Consider the following 15,481-nt stretch of genomic DNA (forward strand, 5'->3'; position numbering starts at 1 on the left):
AAGCAGTCACGCATCTCCCCTAAAAAGGGGTGCACAGATGCTGTTCTGCTTTCTTCATCTCATCAACCTCACTTACGGAGACAAACCATGAAACGACGAATCCTTGCAGCACTTGCCATGAGCGCGCTCCTTGCATCTGGTGCCGTGCTGGCACAGGCTGGCGACTACCCCAACCGTCCAGTCAAGTTCATCGTGCCTTATGCACCGGGCGGCCTGCCAGACACGGTGGCGCGTGTCATTGCCCAAAAGCTTTCCGAGCGCATGAAGCAGGGCTTCGTGGTAGAGAACAAACCGGGGGGCAACGGTATCGTCTCGGTTCAGACCCTGACCGCGTTGCCTGCCGATGGTTACAGCTTCATCGTTTCCGATGGCTCCATGCTTTCGATCACACCGCAGATCAACAAGGCCGCTAAGTACGCGGTCGGACAGGACCTTCAGGCCGTATCGCTGATTGCACGCTCGCCCTTGTTCCTGGTGGCGCACCCTAAGACCGGCGTCAAGACTTTCCAGGAGTTTGTCGCGCGCGCTAAAAAGGAGCCTGGTGCCTTCACCTATGGGTCGTCGGGGATCGGAAGCACGCACCACCTCACGATGGAAGCTATGAAGGCGGATCTCGGTTTGTCTCTGGTTCACGTCCCCTTCCGCGGTTCGAGTCAGTCTGTGCCGGCATTGGTCGGTGGACAGGTGGACGTCTTGTTTGCCGCGTTGCCGTCCATGCAGGGTTTTGTGAAAAGCGGTCAAGTTGTTTTGCTGGCCAGCAACGCGGCCAAGCGCTCGGCGTCCGTGCCCGATGTGCCATCGATCACTGAAACGATCCCAGGCTTTGACTTTTCTGTCAGCGTAGGGGTGCTCGCCCGCACCGGCACGCCGTCAGAGATTTCCAAGAGGATCTCCGATGAAATCGCTCAGATCGTGAAATTGCCGGACGTCGTCGAGAAGTTCCAGACCGCCGGTATCGAGTCCGTCGGTGCCAATGGCGACGCCTACCGCAAAGTCATTGAGCAGGAGAACCAAGCCATGGCAAAGGCGGGCAAACACGCGGAACTCAAAGCCGAGTGATGTTTCAAGATGCCATGCCTTCTATGGCACTTTGGATCGCTTGCATTGGCGCCGTGGTGCTCGGGGGCGTGGTCAAGGGAACCCTTGGGGTGGGTTTGCCGCTCGTCGTGGTTCCCTTGCTGTCGCTTCTTCTGCCAGCGCCCAAAGCGATGGGGCTGCTCGTCATGCCGGTTCTGCTCTCCAACCTATGGCAGTCCATAGAGGGACAGAAACTGCGTGAGGGATTTCAGCGCTTCGGTGGGTTGCTGGTTGGTCAGTTTGTCGCGACGATTGCTGCGATCCACTTCACCAGGAACCTCTCTGTGCAGGGGTTCAACATGTTGCTGGCGCTGGTCGTGATGGCGGCGGTGGGAATGATGCTGCTCGGGACATCATTCAACATTGATCGTCAGAAGGAGCGCTGGATGGGGCCGTTGGTGGGTGTGATTGCCGGCGCGATGGCCGGCGTTTCCTCCCTCACCGGTCCGATACTGATCACTTATCTCCTGGCTCTCAGGCTTCGTCGGGAAGAGTTTGTTGGTTCCATCAGCATCATCTACCTGATTGGTGCAGTACCAATGTATGGCGCCATGCTGTTGTATGGGCGGTTCGGTTTTTCGGAGGTCGGACTGTCTTGTCTTGCGCTGATCCCTATGTTTGTCGGTTTGCAAATCGGTAGGACGATCCGTCATCGACTGAGCGACAAAGTATTTCGGCATCTATTGCTGAGTTTGTTGGTGGCGCTGTCTTTGCTGCTTCTGATGAAATAAGCCGCAATGTGTGCGGCAGTACCACGTAAGGCTGAAGAAGAAACCAGACGACAGGAGTGCTCAATGAATGCATCAATTAGTTGGAGTGATGGCTATCTTCTCGGATTCAATCCGATGGACCAAGTACACCAAGAGTTTGTTGAATTTGTGGCCGCTTTACAGCAAGCCGCAGATTCTGACTTGGATAGAGTGTTGGGGGTTTTGCTTCAACACTGCCAGGCGCACTTTGAACAGGAAGATCGCTGGATGCTTGAAAGCGATTTTCCTGCCAGTGAGTGCCATATTAACGAACATGCAGCCGTCCTGAAGTCCATTCATGAGGTCAAGCAGCAGTTGGCGATCGGCAATGTGGCCGTTTGTCGGCAATTGGGGAATGAGCTTGCTGCCTGGTTTCCAGGGCACGCAGATTACCTTGACTCTGCCTTGGCGCATTGGATGTGCAAGCGAACCTTGGGTGGAAAACCCGTCATCTTGCGGCGCAACATCAAAAGCACCGAGCTTCCCATCGATTCTGTTTGAGTTAACTGGATTTATTTTCTGATGAATACCTTTGAAGAACAAGTTCGCGAAGATGTCGAGCGCGCATTGAGGGAAGACGTGGGTACAGGTGACCTGACGGCCGCCTTGGTGCCTGCGGATCGCCAGGCACGGGCCACCATTATTTGCCGAGACTCTGCCGTGATCTGCGGACGCCCGTGGGTTACAGAGGTACTTAGACAGGTGGCGCCAGGCTCACGGGCCACCTGGCTGCTGAGCGATGGTGATCGATGCGAAGCCGGCCAGAAAATTGTGGAAATCGAAGGTAAAGCGCGCGAGTTGCTGACGGCTGAACGCACATGCCTCAACTGGATGCAAACACTCAGCGCCGTGGCCACTAAGACAGCGGCCCATGTCAAGGCGGTCGAGGGAACTGCAGCGAGTGTTCTGGACACGAGAAAAACCATTCCTGGTCTGCGTGCCGCCGAAAAGTACGCCGTTCGCTGTGGCGGAGGAAAAAACCACAGGATGGGGCTCTTTGATGCGATCTTGATCAAAGAAAACCATATTGCAGCAGCAGGGGGCCTCACTGCTGCATTCAAGGCCGCGCAGGAAACAACGTCACCCGTCTCATTCATCCAAGTCGAGGTGGAGACTATCCGTCAATTGGAGGAGGCTCTGGCCGCGGGAGTGACGATGGTGTTGTTGGACAACATGTCCCTTGTTGATATCAGGACGGCGGTGGAAATGGCCGGCGGTCGCTGTAGCCTCGAAATTTCGGGAGGGGTCACGTATGAAAACTTGCGTGAATACGCTGAAACAGGCGTGGACCGGATTTCTGTTGGAGCCTTGATTAAGGATGTTAAGGCTGTTGATTTTTCAATGAGATTTCAAGAGAAGCCTGTCGAGTGATTTTATTGTGGTTCCATTTTTGATTTTCTATTGGCATGTTTGGCGGCTTTTCGTGTTTGACGGTTTTTGAGTGCTGAAAAAGATCATTTGGTTTTTAATTTAATTGTAGTCGCGTCTTCTTCGTAAGAGCTTCCATTGATATGGCTGGAATGAAAACTGTTTTGGTGTTTGATGATCTTCGGATTTTTGTTGTGGCAGCAAAACTTGGCAGCCTTTCCAAGGCGGCCGAGTACCTTGAGATTGCACAACCGGCTTTGAGCAGACGTCTTAAGAGGTTGGAGCTTCGAATCGGGGCTGAACTTATGACGCGTAGTGCGAGGGGGGTTTTTCTGACCAATCATGGAAGCAGGCTTTTCTCTAAGGTTCATAGGTTGGTCGATGGCGTCACAGAGGTTGAGCGGAATTTTGTTCTGCAAGTGGGTTCGCAGGCAGGTGATCCGAGATCTTGATTTCATCTTCTACATATTTCGCGCTTTGATGGCTGTTTGCTGAAAGGGCTGGATAAATACATCTCATAAGGCTTGATGCGTGCATCCAACTCGCGCCAGTGGTCTTGTGCTCGTTGCAAGACAAGATAAGACGAGCCACGACGGCAATGTCATTGCTCGTATCTTCAACGATGTCGCTCAGATGCAGGCCCAACACCTCCGGGCCCTGCGGCAACACAACGCCGAACTCTGCCAGCAGGCCGCGAATGCGACTAGTGCAGGAGATCTTTCCTTGAGGCCCTCTTCCCCAGCCTGTGTACGCAGAGCATGCCTTGTTGGGCCAGTGTTTTGGTGGGGACAAAGTTCATGTGGGGTCTGGACGCTGATTCGCAGGCGGTAGAAACATCGTTTGCATCGTTCTTGCCCCTGCGCCCCTGTATCCGGTTGGGAGCTACAGACGATCCCGGAATGATCCGGGCGTCGAAGCCGCGCTCAATCGTAAGCGTCCGGCGAACCCATGTTGACCGCCGCCGACGGTCCTGTCTGACGATCAGATGTCAGTGGGCTGCCAGCGGTGCGGCAAGAGTTCGTCGATGCGGCTGGCCTTGTGCGTGGGCAGCCGCGTGAGCACATCCTTGAGATAGGCATACGGGTCGTGCCCGTTCATACGCGCCGACTGGATCAGGCTCATGACGGCAGCCGCCCGCTGACCCGCGCGCAGGCTGCCAGCAAACAGCCAATTGTTGCGACCGATGGCAATGGGCCGGATCTGGTTCTCGATCCAATTGTTATCAATCGGCAACTGGCCGTCACTGACGAATCGGGTCAGCGCCTCCCAGCGCCGCAGGCTGTAGTCCAGCGCTTTGGCGGTTGCCGATCCGTCGGGTACCTGGCGCCGTTGAAGCGTCATCCAGTTAAGCAGGGCATCGAGAATCGGTCGGGTCTGCTGCTGCCGAACGATTTGCCGTTTCTCGGTGCCCAGTTCTTTGACCTCGCGCTCGATGTCATAGACCCGGGTGAACTGCTGCAGGGCAAATTCGGCGATCTGGCTCTGGTTGGCCGCGTTCAGATCGAAGAACTTGCGCCGGGCATGGGCCAGACAGCCCACCTCGGTCACGCCACTGGCGATCAGAGCCTTGTAGCCACTGAAGTCGTCGCAGGTCAGGCTGCCCTTCCACTCTCCAAGGAAGCGCCGGGCATGCTCGCCCGAGCGGGACTCGCAGAAGTCATAAACCACGGCCTTCATGTCTTCTAACGCCCCGGGCGCATAGGCCCAGAGATAAGCGCGGTGCGTCTTGCCCTCGCCGGGCTTGAGCATGGCCACCGGTGTTTCGTCGGCGTGCAGCACCCGGTGGCCGAGGATCTCGCTCCTCAAGGCATCGACCAGCGGCTGCAGCCGCACCCCGCAGGTGCCCACCCACTGCGCCAGCGTCGAGCGGGGGATGGCCAGGCCGGCGCGGCCGAAGATCACTTCCTGGCGGTACAGCGGCAGGTGATCGGCGTATTTGCCCACCAGCACCTGGGCCAGCAGGCCGGTGGTGGGGATGCCCTTGTCAATGACATGAGCCTCGACCGGCGCCTGTTGAATGGTCTCGCACTTGGCACAGGCCCATTTGCCGCGGATGTGGCGCTCGACGCTGAAGACGCCTGGCACGTAGTCCAGCTTCTCGGCCACGTCCTCGCCCACGCGTTTCATCTGGCAGCCACACGCGCAGGTGGTAGACACAGGTTCGTGGCAAATCTCGCGGCGCGGCAGGTGCGCCGACAGCGGCAGCCGTTTGGCTTGCCTCTTCTCGGGGGTGGCCGACGTTTGTGTCTGCGACAGAGCATCGATCTCGCTGGCCACGGCCGCCAGGTTGGCCTCGATCTCATCTTCGAGCAGGCTCTTCTGTTCGGGGCTGAAGCGCTCGGACTGTGCCGCGAACTTCATGCGCTTCAAGAGCGCGTTCTCGTGGGTGAGCTTGTCGATGATGGCCTGCTTGAAGGCCAGCTCCTTGTCCTTGGCGGCGGCCGCCTGCAGCATGGAGAGCAGTGCACAGCGCAGTTGCTCTGCACTCAGACTCTCAAGCGATTGCGGCTCGACCACCATGGGTAGGACTGTGCCTGCGCCAGTGCAGCCGCACCATTGGCGCATGCCCCAATTGGCAAGTACGTGCGCACAGACCAGCGTCAGATCACGGTGATGACACCACCATCGCCCAGGCGTTGCCAAGGCAGGCCCAGCACCAGGGCATCGAACTGCGAACGGCTGAGCGTGGCGGTCAATGCCCCCTCACGCGGCCAGACGAACTTGCCGCTGTTCAGGCGCCGAGCTGCCAGCCACACCCCGATGCCATCGTGCACCAGGACCTTCATGCGGTTGGCACGCCGGTTGGCAAACAGGTAGGCGTGGTGTGGGCGCGCAGCACCGAAGACAGCCACCACGCGGGCCAGGGCCGACTCTGTTCCGGCACGCATGTCCAGCGGCTCGGTGGCCAGCCACAGGGCGTCGATGCGGATCACTTGAGCAGGTCCCGCATCCAGGCCGCGCAGTGCTCGGCCGCTGCCACCGGCCAGGTCAACGTCACGCTGGTGGCGCCACGGCGCAATTCCACGCGGATGTCAGCGGCAGGAGCGCAGCTCGCCTGGGGCAGCGCCACAGGTACGAACGTGGGCAACTGCAGATCCGTGCTCGGGACATGGACCATGCGGCGCCATTTGTGCACGACGTTGGCATTGATGCCGTGCGAGAGGGCCACGCTGGCCACCGAGGCGCCGGGCTGGGCGCACTCGGCCAGGATCTGCTGCTTGAGCTCGGCGCTGTGGCGCCGACGGGTCTTGTTCTTGGCTTCGGTCATGGTGTCCACCTATCTCGTTTGGTGGACGCCATCGTTGCCGCTTATGCCGCCGACCTCAAGGGTGGGATGGCCGGACGCTTACGCTCAATCAGCTTGCGGCTCCAGTGATGAGATCCACTGCAGGCCTCCATCGCAATCAGGCAGCCTGTCGGCAGACCCGTGCACCAGAGCAGGAACTTCTCGCGTTTCAAGGCGCGACTGGTTACCACCTTGCCTGCGGCATCCACCGCGTGAACCTGGATCAGATACTTGGCCAGATTGACGTAAGCGCACGGCCATCCCACCCTTGAAGAGATTGGTTTAAGCGGCAACGTTGGTGTCCAACAAGTGATTGAACCGACCCCCAAACCTTGGACAGTTATGGTTTCATGCGGGCGCCGCGGCGGCCTGCATCCTGTACGCCACTGGGCTCAGGCCTCCGAGCCCGATCTTGATGCGATCCACGTTGTAGTAGCGAATGTAGTCGTGAAGGGCGTCCTTCAACGTCTCGGTGGTGTCGAACTTGTTGAGATGGAACAGCTCGCACTTCAGCGTTCCGAAGAAGCTCTCCATGGCTGCGTTGTCATAGCAGTTGCCCTTCCGCGACATGCTCTGGACGACCCCGCTTTGATGCAGGCGTCGGCGGTACGCGGGCATGCGGTACTGCCACCCTTGGTCCGAATGCAGGATCGGTCGCTGGCCTGAGTCGAGCCGGTTGAACGCCTTGGTGAGCATGTTCTTGATCATGACCGGCAGTGGACGCTCTGCAATCTCGTACGACACGATCTCGCGGTTGTAGAGATCCATCACCGGCGACAGGTACAGCTTCTGGTTGTTCACCTTGAACTCGGTCACATCGGTCACCCACTTCTGATTGGGCTCATCAGCCGTGAAGTCGCGCTCCAAGCGGTCCGGGGCCGTCTCGGAAGCTGCGCCGTCATAGGCCTTGTAGCGTTTTGGGCGGACCAGCGACTTCAGCTGCATCTCGACCATCAGCTTTTGGACCGTCTTGTGGTTGACGACGAGACCTTGCTGGCGCAGCTCAGCGGTGACCCGTCGATAGCCATATCGGCCTTTGTGACGGTTGAAGATCTCGCGGATCTTCGCTTTCAGGTCGCAGTGTTTGTCACCCGTGCGGAGAGCCTTCAGCTGGTAGTAGAAGCTGCTGCGCGCCAGCTCAGCAGCGCGCAGCAGATCGGCAAGAGGGAAGTGCGGCCTCAACTCGAGCACGATCAACGTCCTTTCACGGGCGCCGAGCGCGACTTGGTTCGAGCCAAGGCCTGCACTTTTTTTAGGTAAGCATTCTCCGCGCGCAGTTGCTGGAGATCGCGTAGCAACTCTTCGCGGCTGCGTTGGTCGTTCGTCACCGCCTCGCGGTCATCGTGCCTGCTCGGCGGCTTGCTCATCCTCGTCTGTTCCCATTTCCAGCCAGGCTGCAAAGCTGCCGCCCCATGAGCGGCGTACAACCGGCTCCACTCCGCTACCAGGTCGAGGCGCCGGATGTTGAAGAGGGCCGCAACCTGCCTGCACGACAGACCCTCATCCTGCATCCGGCGCAGGACCTCGAGCTTGAAGTCGAGATCGTAGATGACGCGCCTTTTCGCCACCAGACCAGCTTTCCCATTGGCCTCGTACGCGGCGATCCACGCCCTCAGCGAATCAACGCCGACGTCGTGCGCGCTGGCGGTGGCACGCAAGCCGCCAGCGCCCTTCCGGTAGGCCGTGACGGCAGCAAGCTTCTGTTTCTCTGTGTACCTGGTCACTTCGATTCCTCGAATTCGTCCAGGTTTCGGGGGTCAGATCATGATTTAGGTGGACACCATGAATGAAGCCAAGAAGAGTATGCGTCCGGTGAACCCATCTTGAATCGAGAGCGGTAATCGAGGATCGTCCCCACGAAGGAGATCGTGGAGACGATGGAACGATTGATCGCCGGCTGCGGCGCGAGTACAGCACCGCTTTCTAGGCGTCGGTTCTGGCTCAGACCCGTGAACCCGGAGCCTCAGTGTCCGGCGTGGCCTTGAGCCATGGCCCGCATCCGAACATGGTGCACCGCTGGTTGCATGAGCAACACTTGGAGTGCGAACAGGGAAAGCCACAAAGGCCAGCCTTTGTGCCGCTGTCGATTCCAGCGGTGGTTGCCGATGACCACATTGCGCAGCCTATGGCCACCGCTCTAACGCAAGCTAGCGGCGATGGTCAGTTCATCCGCATCGAGGTCCAGCGTGCCAGTGCCACCACCACGATTACCTGGTCGGTAACGGCAGCAGCCCGGTGCGCCGTGGTTGAAGTCCCCTCGGTTTCCTAAGCAAATCAAAAGTAGAGGTTGGGGAACTGAGGGAATTCTCTACCCCCGAGATGGCATGGTCCGCCCACCTACAGCGCTGCTGCTGAAGTGAGACTGCCATCAGAGTTGGGTGGGGCCTCGCAGAAACGGCATCAGAGTGCCAAAGTGGAGGTTCGAGCAACCACCTAATTTGGAGGCCCCACCATGCAATCTACTTCAAATCTGCCCGTCATTGGCCTGGATTTGGCCAAGACCGTTTTCCAACTTCACATCGTCGATGTAGAGACTGGCGAGATCCAGCGTCGGCAGGTCAAACGCGCCAAGCTCACCGAGTTTTTTGCCAAGTGCGCGCCGAGTCTGGTCGCGATGGAAGCATGTGGGAGCGCCCATCACTGGGCACGAACCATCCGCTCACTGGGTCACCAGGCCAAGCTGCTGCCGGCCCAGCACGTCAAAGCCTTCTTGCTGCGCGACAAGACAGACGCCATGGACGCGCAAGCGATCTGGGTAGCCGCCCAGCAACCCCACATCAAAGAGGTGCCCGTCAAGACAGAGCGCCAGCAGGCCTGCATGTCCCTGCACGGAATGCGCCGCCAACTCATGAAGATTCGCATCATGCAAACCAATGCGCTACGCGGCATTCTTGGCGAGTTTGGAGTTGCATTGCCAGTGGGGCACAACCAGTTGCTCAAGACGATCCATGGCGAGTTGGCCAAGGCACAACAAGAGGACCAGTTGCCTGCCGATCTGGTCGTCAGCGTGCAGGAACAACTCAAACGCATTGACGCCTTGCAAGAGGACATCGACCACCTTGGTCAGCGGCTGCGTGCCATGATTCGCGAGGACCGGCATATGCAGGCGATCCAGCAAATCCCGGGCATCGGAGACTTAACGGCCTCCGCTTTGGTGGCAGCCGTGGGCAACTTCTCGACGTTCAAATCTGCGCGCCAATTTGCATCATGGGTAGGCCTGACACCACGACAGGTGGGCACCGGGGGCAAGACACAACAACTGGGCATCTCCAAGCGCGGCGACACCTACTTGCGTACCCTGCTGATTGCGGGCGCCAGAGCCGTGATTGCCAGAGCGGAGAGATCGAGCTGGATCACACGGCTGCTGGAGAGGCGCCACTACAACGTAGCGGTTGTCGCACTGGCCAACAAAATAGCCCGCACAGCGTGGGCAGTCCTGGCAAAAGGAGCGGCCTTTGAGCTGGTCAAGTGGCATCCACTGGAGAATGCGAGCCACTGATCAACGACCGGTTGAGCATCAAGCCGGCAAGCGACTGACCAGAACCGTTTTGAAGGAGAACCTGCAAGAAGCGAAGTGATGGGATGAAGGTCAAACCGGGTTGAAGAGATTCCGATGAACCGCCAGTACCTTGAGTACAGCCCCGAGGTAGGAGCTCCAACCGCGAACAGCCATCATGGGCAGCAGCACCGACTGCAAAAACAGCCCGAATGTAAGGCAGCAAACCTTTCAGAAAATCACAACGCCGAAAACTTGTTCTCCTTGGGCGGACCATGTAGGTGGTTCAGGTTTTCAAGGGGACTTCACATGCTTGTTGGATTTTTCATCCTCGTGGCTTTTTGGGTTTCGTCATTCTGCATTTAGGAGCCCCGTAAGCCGCGACGAGCTGCACGAATGACGTGGCGTGTGTGTAGAGCGAGTCCAAGCGTCGCCAATTCGGGATCTTTCCGACCAAGGATCTTTTCTGCTAGAGGTAAGAATTCGCGCTCTTCCAGTCTAGCATGTGCCGTGTATTGAGTCACGAGCCGTTGAACAGCCGTGACATCGATTTCGATGAGGTGCCCTTTGGCAAGTTTCACAAGCTTCGGTTCTATACGACTCCACTGGGATTCGATCTCGCGGTGCTCTGCTATAAGTCCGTCGATCATCATCTGCACGACGGACTGCTCCTCGCCAGGCTTTGCATTGGCAAGGACTGCAGGAAATAGATCTCTTTCTTCTTCTGCGTGATGATCAAATACAGCGACTCTGAAAAATGTGACGGTATCGTCGGCAATCTTGCGAGCACTTGTTGCGGCTTTAATAAGGTCAGTGATTTGTCCAAATTCATTAAGATGTGAAATAATTCCTTCATGACAGTTGGAAAAATTGTCAAGGGGCGAATCGTCGTTCGATTTTATGATTTCGGTCATATTGATAGCCTCATGTAGTCATTGCGGGAAACGCAAATATTGCCTCTAGTACTACGGCACTTTCAGTCCTCAACAAAAGCCTCTTCGCGCTTTTTCTTGACCGAGGGCATCAGCACCACCGCCAACAAGATCGCAGCGACGACCAGCAGGCTGGCGGACAGCGGACGGGTGACGAACACCGACCAGTCGCCACGCGAGATCAACAGTGCACGGCGCAGATACTCCTCCATCATCGGACCCAGGATCAGGCCCAGCAACAAGGGGGCGGGCTCGCAGCCGAGCTTGATGAAGCCGTAACCGATCAGGCCGAACAGCGCCACCATCCAGATGTCGAAGCTGTTGTTGTTGGTCGAGTACACGCCGATGGCGCAGAACAGCACGATGGCCGGGAACAGCCACTTGTAGGGCACGGTCAGCAGCTTGATCCAGATGCCGATCAGCGGCAGGTTCAGCACGACCAGCATCAGGTTGCCGATCCACATGGAGGCGATCAGGCCCCAGAACAGTTCCGGGTTGCTGGTCATGACCTGCGGGCCCGGCTGGATGTTGTGGATGGTCATGGCACCGACCATCAGCGCCATCACGGCGTTGGGCGGGATGCCCAGCGTCAGCAGCGGGATGAAGGAGGTTTGCGAACCAGCGTTGTTGGCCGACTCGGGCGCCGCCACGCCACGGATGTTGCCCTGACCGAAGGGCACTTCGCCCGGGTTGAGTTTGGTCTTTTTCTCGATGGTGTAGGCCGTGAAGGCCGACAGCAGCGCACCGCCGCCGGGCAGGATGCCCAGCGCCGAACCCAGCGCGGTGCCGCGCAGCACGGCGGGAATCATGTTCTTGAAGTCTTCAGCGGTGGGCATGATGCCGTTGACCTTGCCGGTGAACACTTCGCGCTTTTCGTCCGGGTGCGACAGGTTCTGGATGATTTCACCGTAGCCGAACACGCCCATGGCGATGGCCAGGAAGCTGATGCCGTCGGTGAGTTCCGGGATGTCGAAGCTGTAGCGCGCGACGCCGGAGTTCACGTCGGTCCCGACCAGGCCGAGCAGCAGGCCCAGCACGATCATGGCCAGGGCCTTGAGCAGGGAGCCGGAAGCCAGCACCACGGCACCGATCAGGCCCACGATCATCAGCGAGAAGTATTCGGCCGGGCCGAACTCGAGCGCCAGTTCGGTCAGCGGCGCCGCGAAGCCCGCCAGGATCAGCGTGCCGACGCAACCAGCGAAGAACGAACCCAGGCCGGCCGCAGCCAGTGCCGGGCCTGCCCTGCCCTTGCGGGCCATCTGGTACCCGTCGATCACCGTCACGACCGAGGACGATTCACCCGGCAGGTTGACCAGGATGGCGGTGGTGGAGCCACCATATTGGGCGCCGTAGTAAATGCCGGCGAGCATGATCAGCGCCGCCACCGGTGGCAAACCATAGGTGGCGGGCAGCAGCATCGCGATGGTGGCCAGTGGGCCGATGCCTGGCAGCACGCCGATGAGCGTGCCCAGCAGGCAGCCCACGAAGGCGTAGACGAGGTTCTGCAGGGTGAAGGCAACGCCGAAGCCGAGCGCGAGGTTGTTGATCAGATCCATGTGCTTGTCTCCTCGTGTTCAGTTCGCGAGGAACCAGGGCAGGACCGGAAACTGCAGGTTCAGCAGTTTCACGAAAGCGAGGTAGCTGCCCGCGGCCAGGATGGCGGCCAGGATCAGCGACTCCTTGAACTTCGCGCCTTCGCGGGCGTAGCCGGCCATGATGACCAGGCCGAAGATCGCCACGATCAGGCCGAACGCCTGCAGGCCGAAGGCGGGAATGCCCACCAGCAGTGCACCGAACAGCAGGTTGGCTCCGAGGATGAACACCAGCGGACGCCACGCGAGCGCGCCGATCTTGTCACCCCCGGGCGGGCCGGACTTGAAGGCGTTGAAGGTGACCAGAACCCCGAGCAAGACCAGGATGAGGCCGAGCATGAAGGGAAAGTAGCCGGGGCCCATGCGGGCGGCATTGCCGATTTCATAGTCCACGGCGCCCCAGGCGAACGAGCCGCCCACGGCCATGAACATGAGTCCGGACACAAAATCTTTCTGACTGGCGAACGCCACAGTACGCCTCCAATTATAGTTAGATTGCTAATAATATTGTTTTGGGAGTGACTTGTCGAGGTGAATTTCCAGTAAAGACCTCCGTGGAGTGGCTTGCAAAGTCACCAGATGGAAAGGCGTGGTTGAGCCTCACGCGAGCGACCTTGCGTCACCAGCTGAAGACTGAGAAATTGCTGTGAACGAGGTGCTGGACTTCAGGCGTCAAGTACCAGGCAGCCCGAGCGGCAAGATGAGACACAGATCATCATGGACTTGTTGGCCGCGCGTTCCTGTTTGGACAACAGTTGGTCGCGGTGATCGACATCACCAGAGATAACCCTGGTTTCGCACGCTCCGCACACGCCTTCGCGGCAACTGTGGTCGGGGTTGAGTCCGGCCTCGATGAGCGCGTCGAGCAGAGGTATGCCGGGTGGCACCTGGACCGTGCGGCCACTCCTGCGCAGTTCTACCGTGTAGCCACTTGCAGGTGTCGCTGGGGGGGCCGTCGTGGTAGCAGCAAAGCGCTCTAGGTGGACGTTGTGCTGTCCCAAACGCTCGCAAGCGCGTTCGTAGGCATCGAGCATGGGCCCGGGGCCGCAGCAATAAAAGTGTGCGTCCGGTGGATGGCCGGCGAGCAAGCGTTCAAGGTCTGGCGGTCCGCCTTGCTCGCCGTCGAAATGGCATCGCAGCGAAAGCCGGGTGTCACTTGCACTGGCAATTGCCTCGATTTCGGCCAGAAAGGCCGCCTCGGAACGGCTTCGCGCGCAATAGACGAGGTGCGCCTCGCGCCCTAGCGCCGCGAGGCGTTGCAGCATGGCGTAGATCGGTGTAATGCCAATGCCACCGGCCAGTAGCACGCTGTGTCGCGCGTCCTCGTCCAGTCGGAAGTGGTTGCGCGGCCCGCCGAGGGTGATCACCTGCCCAACGCGAAGCTGTTCGTGCACGAAGCGTGACCCGCCCCGGCTGCGTCTGTCGTTGAGCACCGCCACAACGTAGCGATGTGTGTCCCCCGGGTTGATTAAGGAATAGCTGCGAACCAGACCGTTGCCTAGGTGCAGGTCCACGTGCGCGCCGGCGGCGGCAACGGGAAATGCAGATGCTGGCGTGGTGGGTCGTAGTTCGACACTGATAATGCCCGAGGCTTCGTGGCGCATCTGGAAGACGAGCGCCTGCAGAGTAGTTGTGGCCATGACTTACATGATGTGCAGGCCGCCATCCACCATCAGCGTGGTGCCGGTGATGAACGAGGCCTCGCCGGACGCGAGCCAGAGGATGGGCCAAGCGATCTCGGCGGGGTCGGCCCAGCGGCCGACCAGTGAGGTGTCTTTGCGCTCGGTCCTGAGCTGATCGGCACTCTTGCCGGCACTGCTCGCTCGGCCAAGGTGGAAGTCAGTCAACGTCGAACCGGGGCAGATGGCATTGGCGCGGACTCCGCACGGTGCCTCTTCGAAGGCCAGCGTGCGCGTATAGGCCAACTGCGCTGCCTTGGTCGCGTCGTACAGCGCCATGCCCTTGCGGCCAGTGACTGCATAGCACGAGGAGACGTTGACGATGCTGCCGATGCCGGAGTGCCGTAGCGCTGGCAACGCAGCGCGGCAGTAGTTGGACATACCCACCAAGTTGACATTGACCATGGCCTGCCATTCGGCGGGAGTGGCATCTGCGGCTGCGCTGTAATTGCGCATAGCGGCGTTGTTGACCAGGATGTCCAGCCCGCCCCAGAGCGCGATGCACTGAGCTACCGCCGCGAGGGCTGCGGCCTCGTCTGCCACATCGGCCGCCACGCACGCTAGTCGTGCGTCGGGCTGCGTTTTTTCGATCAATGCGCGCGTGCTCTCCAGCGCTTGCGTGTTCGCATCCACCATCAGTACAGCCGCACCTTCGCGGCTGAAAATCGCGGCGGCGGCCGCACCGATGCCAGCGCCAGCGCCGGTGATCAGTGCGGTGCGCCCCGCCAGTCGGGAAGTGTTCATCTCAGCTCACTCCGCTTTGGCGCCCGTGCTCTTGATGATTTTGCCCCAGCGCCCAATCTCAGTGCCAATCCAGTCACTGAACTCCTTGGGGCTGCTGGCGACGATCTCGAACTCCATCTCATGCAACCGCTTCTGTGTTTCGGGTGACTTCAGGATGCGAACTATCTCTTCGTTGTAACGATTGATGATTCCCGGTGGCGTGGCCGGCGGCGCGAGGAAGCCGATCCATGAAGTGGCCTCGAAGTCCTTGAGTCCCGACTCGGCGAGCGTTGGAACATCCGGCGTGCTCGGGAATCGCTTTTGGCCAGTGGAGGCCAGCAGCTTGAGACGGCCTTCCTTCACGAACCCCTGCACGGTGCCGGGTACGAAACAGCCCGCCTGTACGTTGCCTGCGATCAGATCGGTGACAGCAGGACCAGCGCCGCGATAGGGAATGTGCGTCATGTGGAAGCCGGCCGCAGACTTCATCATCTCCATGGTCAGGTGCGAAGCACTGCCCATGGCCACGGAGCCGTAGGAAAACCGGGCAGGTTCAGCCTTGACCTTGGCGATGAAGTC

17 protein-coding genes are annotated in these 15,481 nt (G+C 59.4%); 6 read left to right on the forward strand and 11 right to left on the reverse strand.

The window, feature by feature from the left end; genetic code table 11:
• The first annotated feature begins 87 nt into the window (after window positions 1-87).
• From Q7J58_RS18850 to nadC, 4 genes are all read left to right on the forward strand, one after another.
• Complete coding sequence (locus Q7J58_RS18850; RefSeq protein WP_304831156.1) at window positions 88-1,059, forward strand: tripartite tricarboxylate transporter substrate binding protein; 972 nt, start codon at window positions 88-90, stop codon at window positions 1,057-1,059.
• Window positions 1,059-1,808: a TSUP family transporter gene (locus Q7J58_RS18855; protein WP_304831157.1), complete on the forward strand. Its 750-nt coding sequence runs from the start codon at window positions 1,059-1,061 to the stop codon at window positions 1,806-1,808. The genes Q7J58_RS18850 and Q7J58_RS18855 overlap by 1 nt, the downstream gene beginning before the upstream one ends.
• Window positions 1,809-1,871: 63 nt before the next feature.
• The gene (locus tag Q7J58_RS18860; protein ID WP_304831158.1) at window positions 1,872-2,327 is read left to right on the forward strand and encodes a hemerythrin domain-containing protein; all 456 of its coding nucleotides are present in this window, start codon (window positions 1,872-1,874) and stop codon (window positions 2,325-2,327) included.
• Window positions 2,328-2,348: 21 nt separating this feature from the next.
• The gene (gene nadC, locus Q7J58_RS18865) at window positions 2,349-3,197 is read left to right on the forward strand and encodes a carboxylating nicotinate-nucleotide diphosphorylase (protein ID WP_304831159.1); all 849 of its coding nucleotides are present in this window, start codon (window positions 2,349-2,351) and stop codon (window positions 3,195-3,197) included.
• A gap of 83 nt (window positions 3,198-3,280) precedes the next feature.
• On the opposite strand, the gene Q7J58_RS18870 is transcribed toward nadC, so the two are convergent.
• From Q7J58_RS18870 to Q7J58_RS18895, 5 genes are all read right to left on the reverse strand, one after another.
• Window positions 3,281-3,613, reverse strand: coding sequence for a hypothetical protein (locus tag Q7J58_RS18870; protein ID WP_304831160.1), 333 nt, complete (start codon window positions 3,611-3,613; stop codon window positions 3,281-3,283).
• Between the two features lie 562 nt (window positions 3,614-4,175).
• Window positions 4,176-5,714 carry an IS66 family transposase gene (locus Q7J58_RS18875; protein WP_304831161.1) on the reverse strand — a complete coding sequence of 513 codons (1,539 nt, stop codon included), beginning with the start codon at window positions 5,712-5,714 and terminating at the stop codon, window positions 4,176-4,178.
• A gap of 80 nt (window positions 5,715-5,794) precedes the next feature.
• On the reverse strand, window positions 5,795-6,127 hold the full coding sequence (gene tnpB, locus Q7J58_RS18880; RefSeq protein ID WP_304831162.1) for an IS66 family insertion sequence element accessory protein TnpB: 333 nt from the start codon (window positions 6,125-6,127) through the stop codon (window positions 5,795-5,797).
• A complete protein-coding gene (locus tag Q7J58_RS18885) occupies window positions 6,124-6,462 on the reverse strand; it encodes a transposase (RefSeq protein ID WP_304831163.1) in 339 nt (112 codons plus the stop codon). Before Q7J58_RS18885 ends, tnpB begins: the two co-directional genes overlap by 4 nt.
• Before the next feature lie 366 nt (window positions 6,463-6,828).
• A protein-coding gene (locus Q7J58_RS18895; RefSeq protein WP_304831164.1) for an IS3 family transposase occupies window positions 6,829-8,204 on the reverse strand; the annotation gives its coding sequence in 2 pieces (ribosomal slippage) (window positions 6,829-7,710 and window positions 7,713-8,204; 1,374 coding nt in all).
• Window positions 8,205-8,446: 242 nt separating this feature from the next.
• On the opposite strand from Q7J58_RS18895, the gene Q7J58_RS18900 reads away from it, so the two are divergent.
• Together Q7J58_RS18900 and Q7J58_RS18905 are read left to right on the forward strand one after the other, a co-directional pair.
• Window positions 8,447-8,749: a hypothetical protein gene (locus Q7J58_RS18900; protein WP_304831165.1), complete on the forward strand. Its 303-nt coding sequence runs from the start codon at window positions 8,447-8,449 to the stop codon at window positions 8,747-8,749.
• Between the two features lie 183 nt (window positions 8,750-8,932).
• On the forward strand, window positions 8,933-9,979 hold the full coding sequence (locus Q7J58_RS18905; RefSeq protein ID WP_304831166.1) for an IS110 family transposase: 1,047 nt from the start codon (window positions 8,933-8,935) through the stop codon (window positions 9,977-9,979).
• A 359-nt stretch (window positions 9,980-10,338) separates the two neighbouring features.
• Here the strand turns inward: Q7J58_RS18905 and Q7J58_RS18910 are convergent, their stop codons facing one another.
• The 6 genes from Q7J58_RS18910 to Q7J58_RS18935 all read right to left on the reverse strand — a co-directional run.
• The gene (locus Q7J58_RS18910) at window positions 10,339-10,890 is read right to left on the reverse strand and encodes a hemerythrin domain-containing protein (protein ID WP_304831167.1); all 552 of its coding nucleotides are present in this window, start codon (window positions 10,888-10,890) and stop codon (window positions 10,339-10,341) included.
• A 62-nt stretch (window positions 10,891-10,952) separates the two neighbouring features.
• Window positions 10,953-12,464, reverse strand: coding sequence for a tripartite tricarboxylate transporter permease (locus Q7J58_RS18915; RefSeq protein WP_304831168.1), 1,512 nt, complete (start codon window positions 12,462-12,464; stop codon window positions 10,953-10,955).
• 18 nt (window positions 12,465-12,482) lie between these two features.
• Window positions 12,483-12,971: a tripartite tricarboxylate transporter TctB family protein gene (locus Q7J58_RS18920; protein ID WP_304831169.1), complete on the reverse strand. Its 489-nt coding sequence runs from the start codon at window positions 12,969-12,971 to the stop codon at window positions 12,483-12,485.
• A 194-nt stretch (window positions 12,972-13,165) separates the two neighbouring features.
• Complete coding sequence (locus Q7J58_RS18925; RefSeq protein ID WP_304831170.1) at window positions 13,166-14,140, reverse strand: PDR/VanB family oxidoreductase; 975 nt, start codon at window positions 14,138-14,140, stop codon at window positions 13,166-13,168.
• Window positions 14,141-14,143: 3 nt separating this feature from the next.
• Window positions 14,144-14,923, reverse strand: a complete 780-nt coding sequence (locus Q7J58_RS18930; RefSeq protein WP_291096929.1) for an SDR family oxidoreductase — start codon at window positions 14,921-14,923, stop codon at window positions 14,144-14,146.
• A gap of 6 nt (window positions 14,924-14,929) precedes the next feature.
• A partial coding sequence (locus tag Q7J58_RS18935) for a tripartite tricarboxylate transporter substrate-binding protein (protein ID WP_304831171.1) occupies window positions 14,930-15,481 on the reverse strand: 552 nt, incomplete at its 5' end.

The sequence above is a fragment of the Hydrogenophaga sp. genome (assembly GCF_030656115.1).
GTDB lineage: Bacteria > Pseudomonadota > Gammaproteobacteria > Burkholderiales > Burkholderiaceae_C > Hydrogenophaga.

Bases quoted from the DNA above. Each gene is read 5' to 3' on its own strand.
- Q7J58_RS18850 (WP_304831156.1), top strand. From the start codon at position 88: ATGAAACGACGAATCCTTGCAGCACTTGCCATGAGCGCGCTCCTTGCA.
- Q7J58_RS18855 (WP_304831157.1), top strand. From the start codon at position 1,059: ATGTTTCAAGATGCCATGCCTTCTATGGCACTTTGGATCGCTTGCATT.
- Q7J58_RS18860 (WP_304831158.1), top strand. From the start codon at position 1,872: ATGAATGCATCAATTAGTTGGAGTGATGGCTATCTTCTCGGATTCAAT.
- nadC (WP_304831159.1), top strand. From the start codon at position 2,349: ATGAATACCTTTGAAGAACAAGTTCGCGAAGATGTCGAGCGCGCATTG.
- Q7J58_RS18875 (WP_304831161.1), bottom strand. From the start codon at position 5,714: ATGGTGGTCGAGCCGCAATCGCTTGAGAGTCTGAGTGCAGAGCAACTG.
- Q7J58_RS18885 (WP_304831163.1), bottom strand. From the start codon at position 6,462: ATGACCGAAGCCAAGAACAAGACCCGTCGGCGCCACAGCGCCGAGCTC.
- Q7J58_RS18905 (WP_304831166.1), top strand. From the start codon at position 8,933: ATGCAATCTACTTCAAATCTGCCCGTCATTGGCCTGGATTTGGCCAAG.
- Q7J58_RS18910 (WP_304831167.1), bottom strand. From the start codon at position 10,890: ATGACCGAAATCATAAAATCGAACGACGATTCGCCCCTTGACAATTTT.
- Q7J58_RS18915 (WP_304831168.1), bottom strand. From the start codon at position 12,464: ATGGATCTGATCAACAACCTCGCGCTCGGCTTCGGCGTTGCCTTCACC.
- Q7J58_RS18925 (WP_304831170.1), bottom strand. From the start codon at position 14,140: ATGGCCACAACTACTCTGCAGGCGCTCGTCTTCCAGATGCGCCACGAA.
- Q7J58_RS18930 (WP_291096929.1), bottom strand. From the start codon at position 14,923: ATGAACACTTCCCGACTGGCGGGGCGCACCGCACTGATCACCGGCGCT.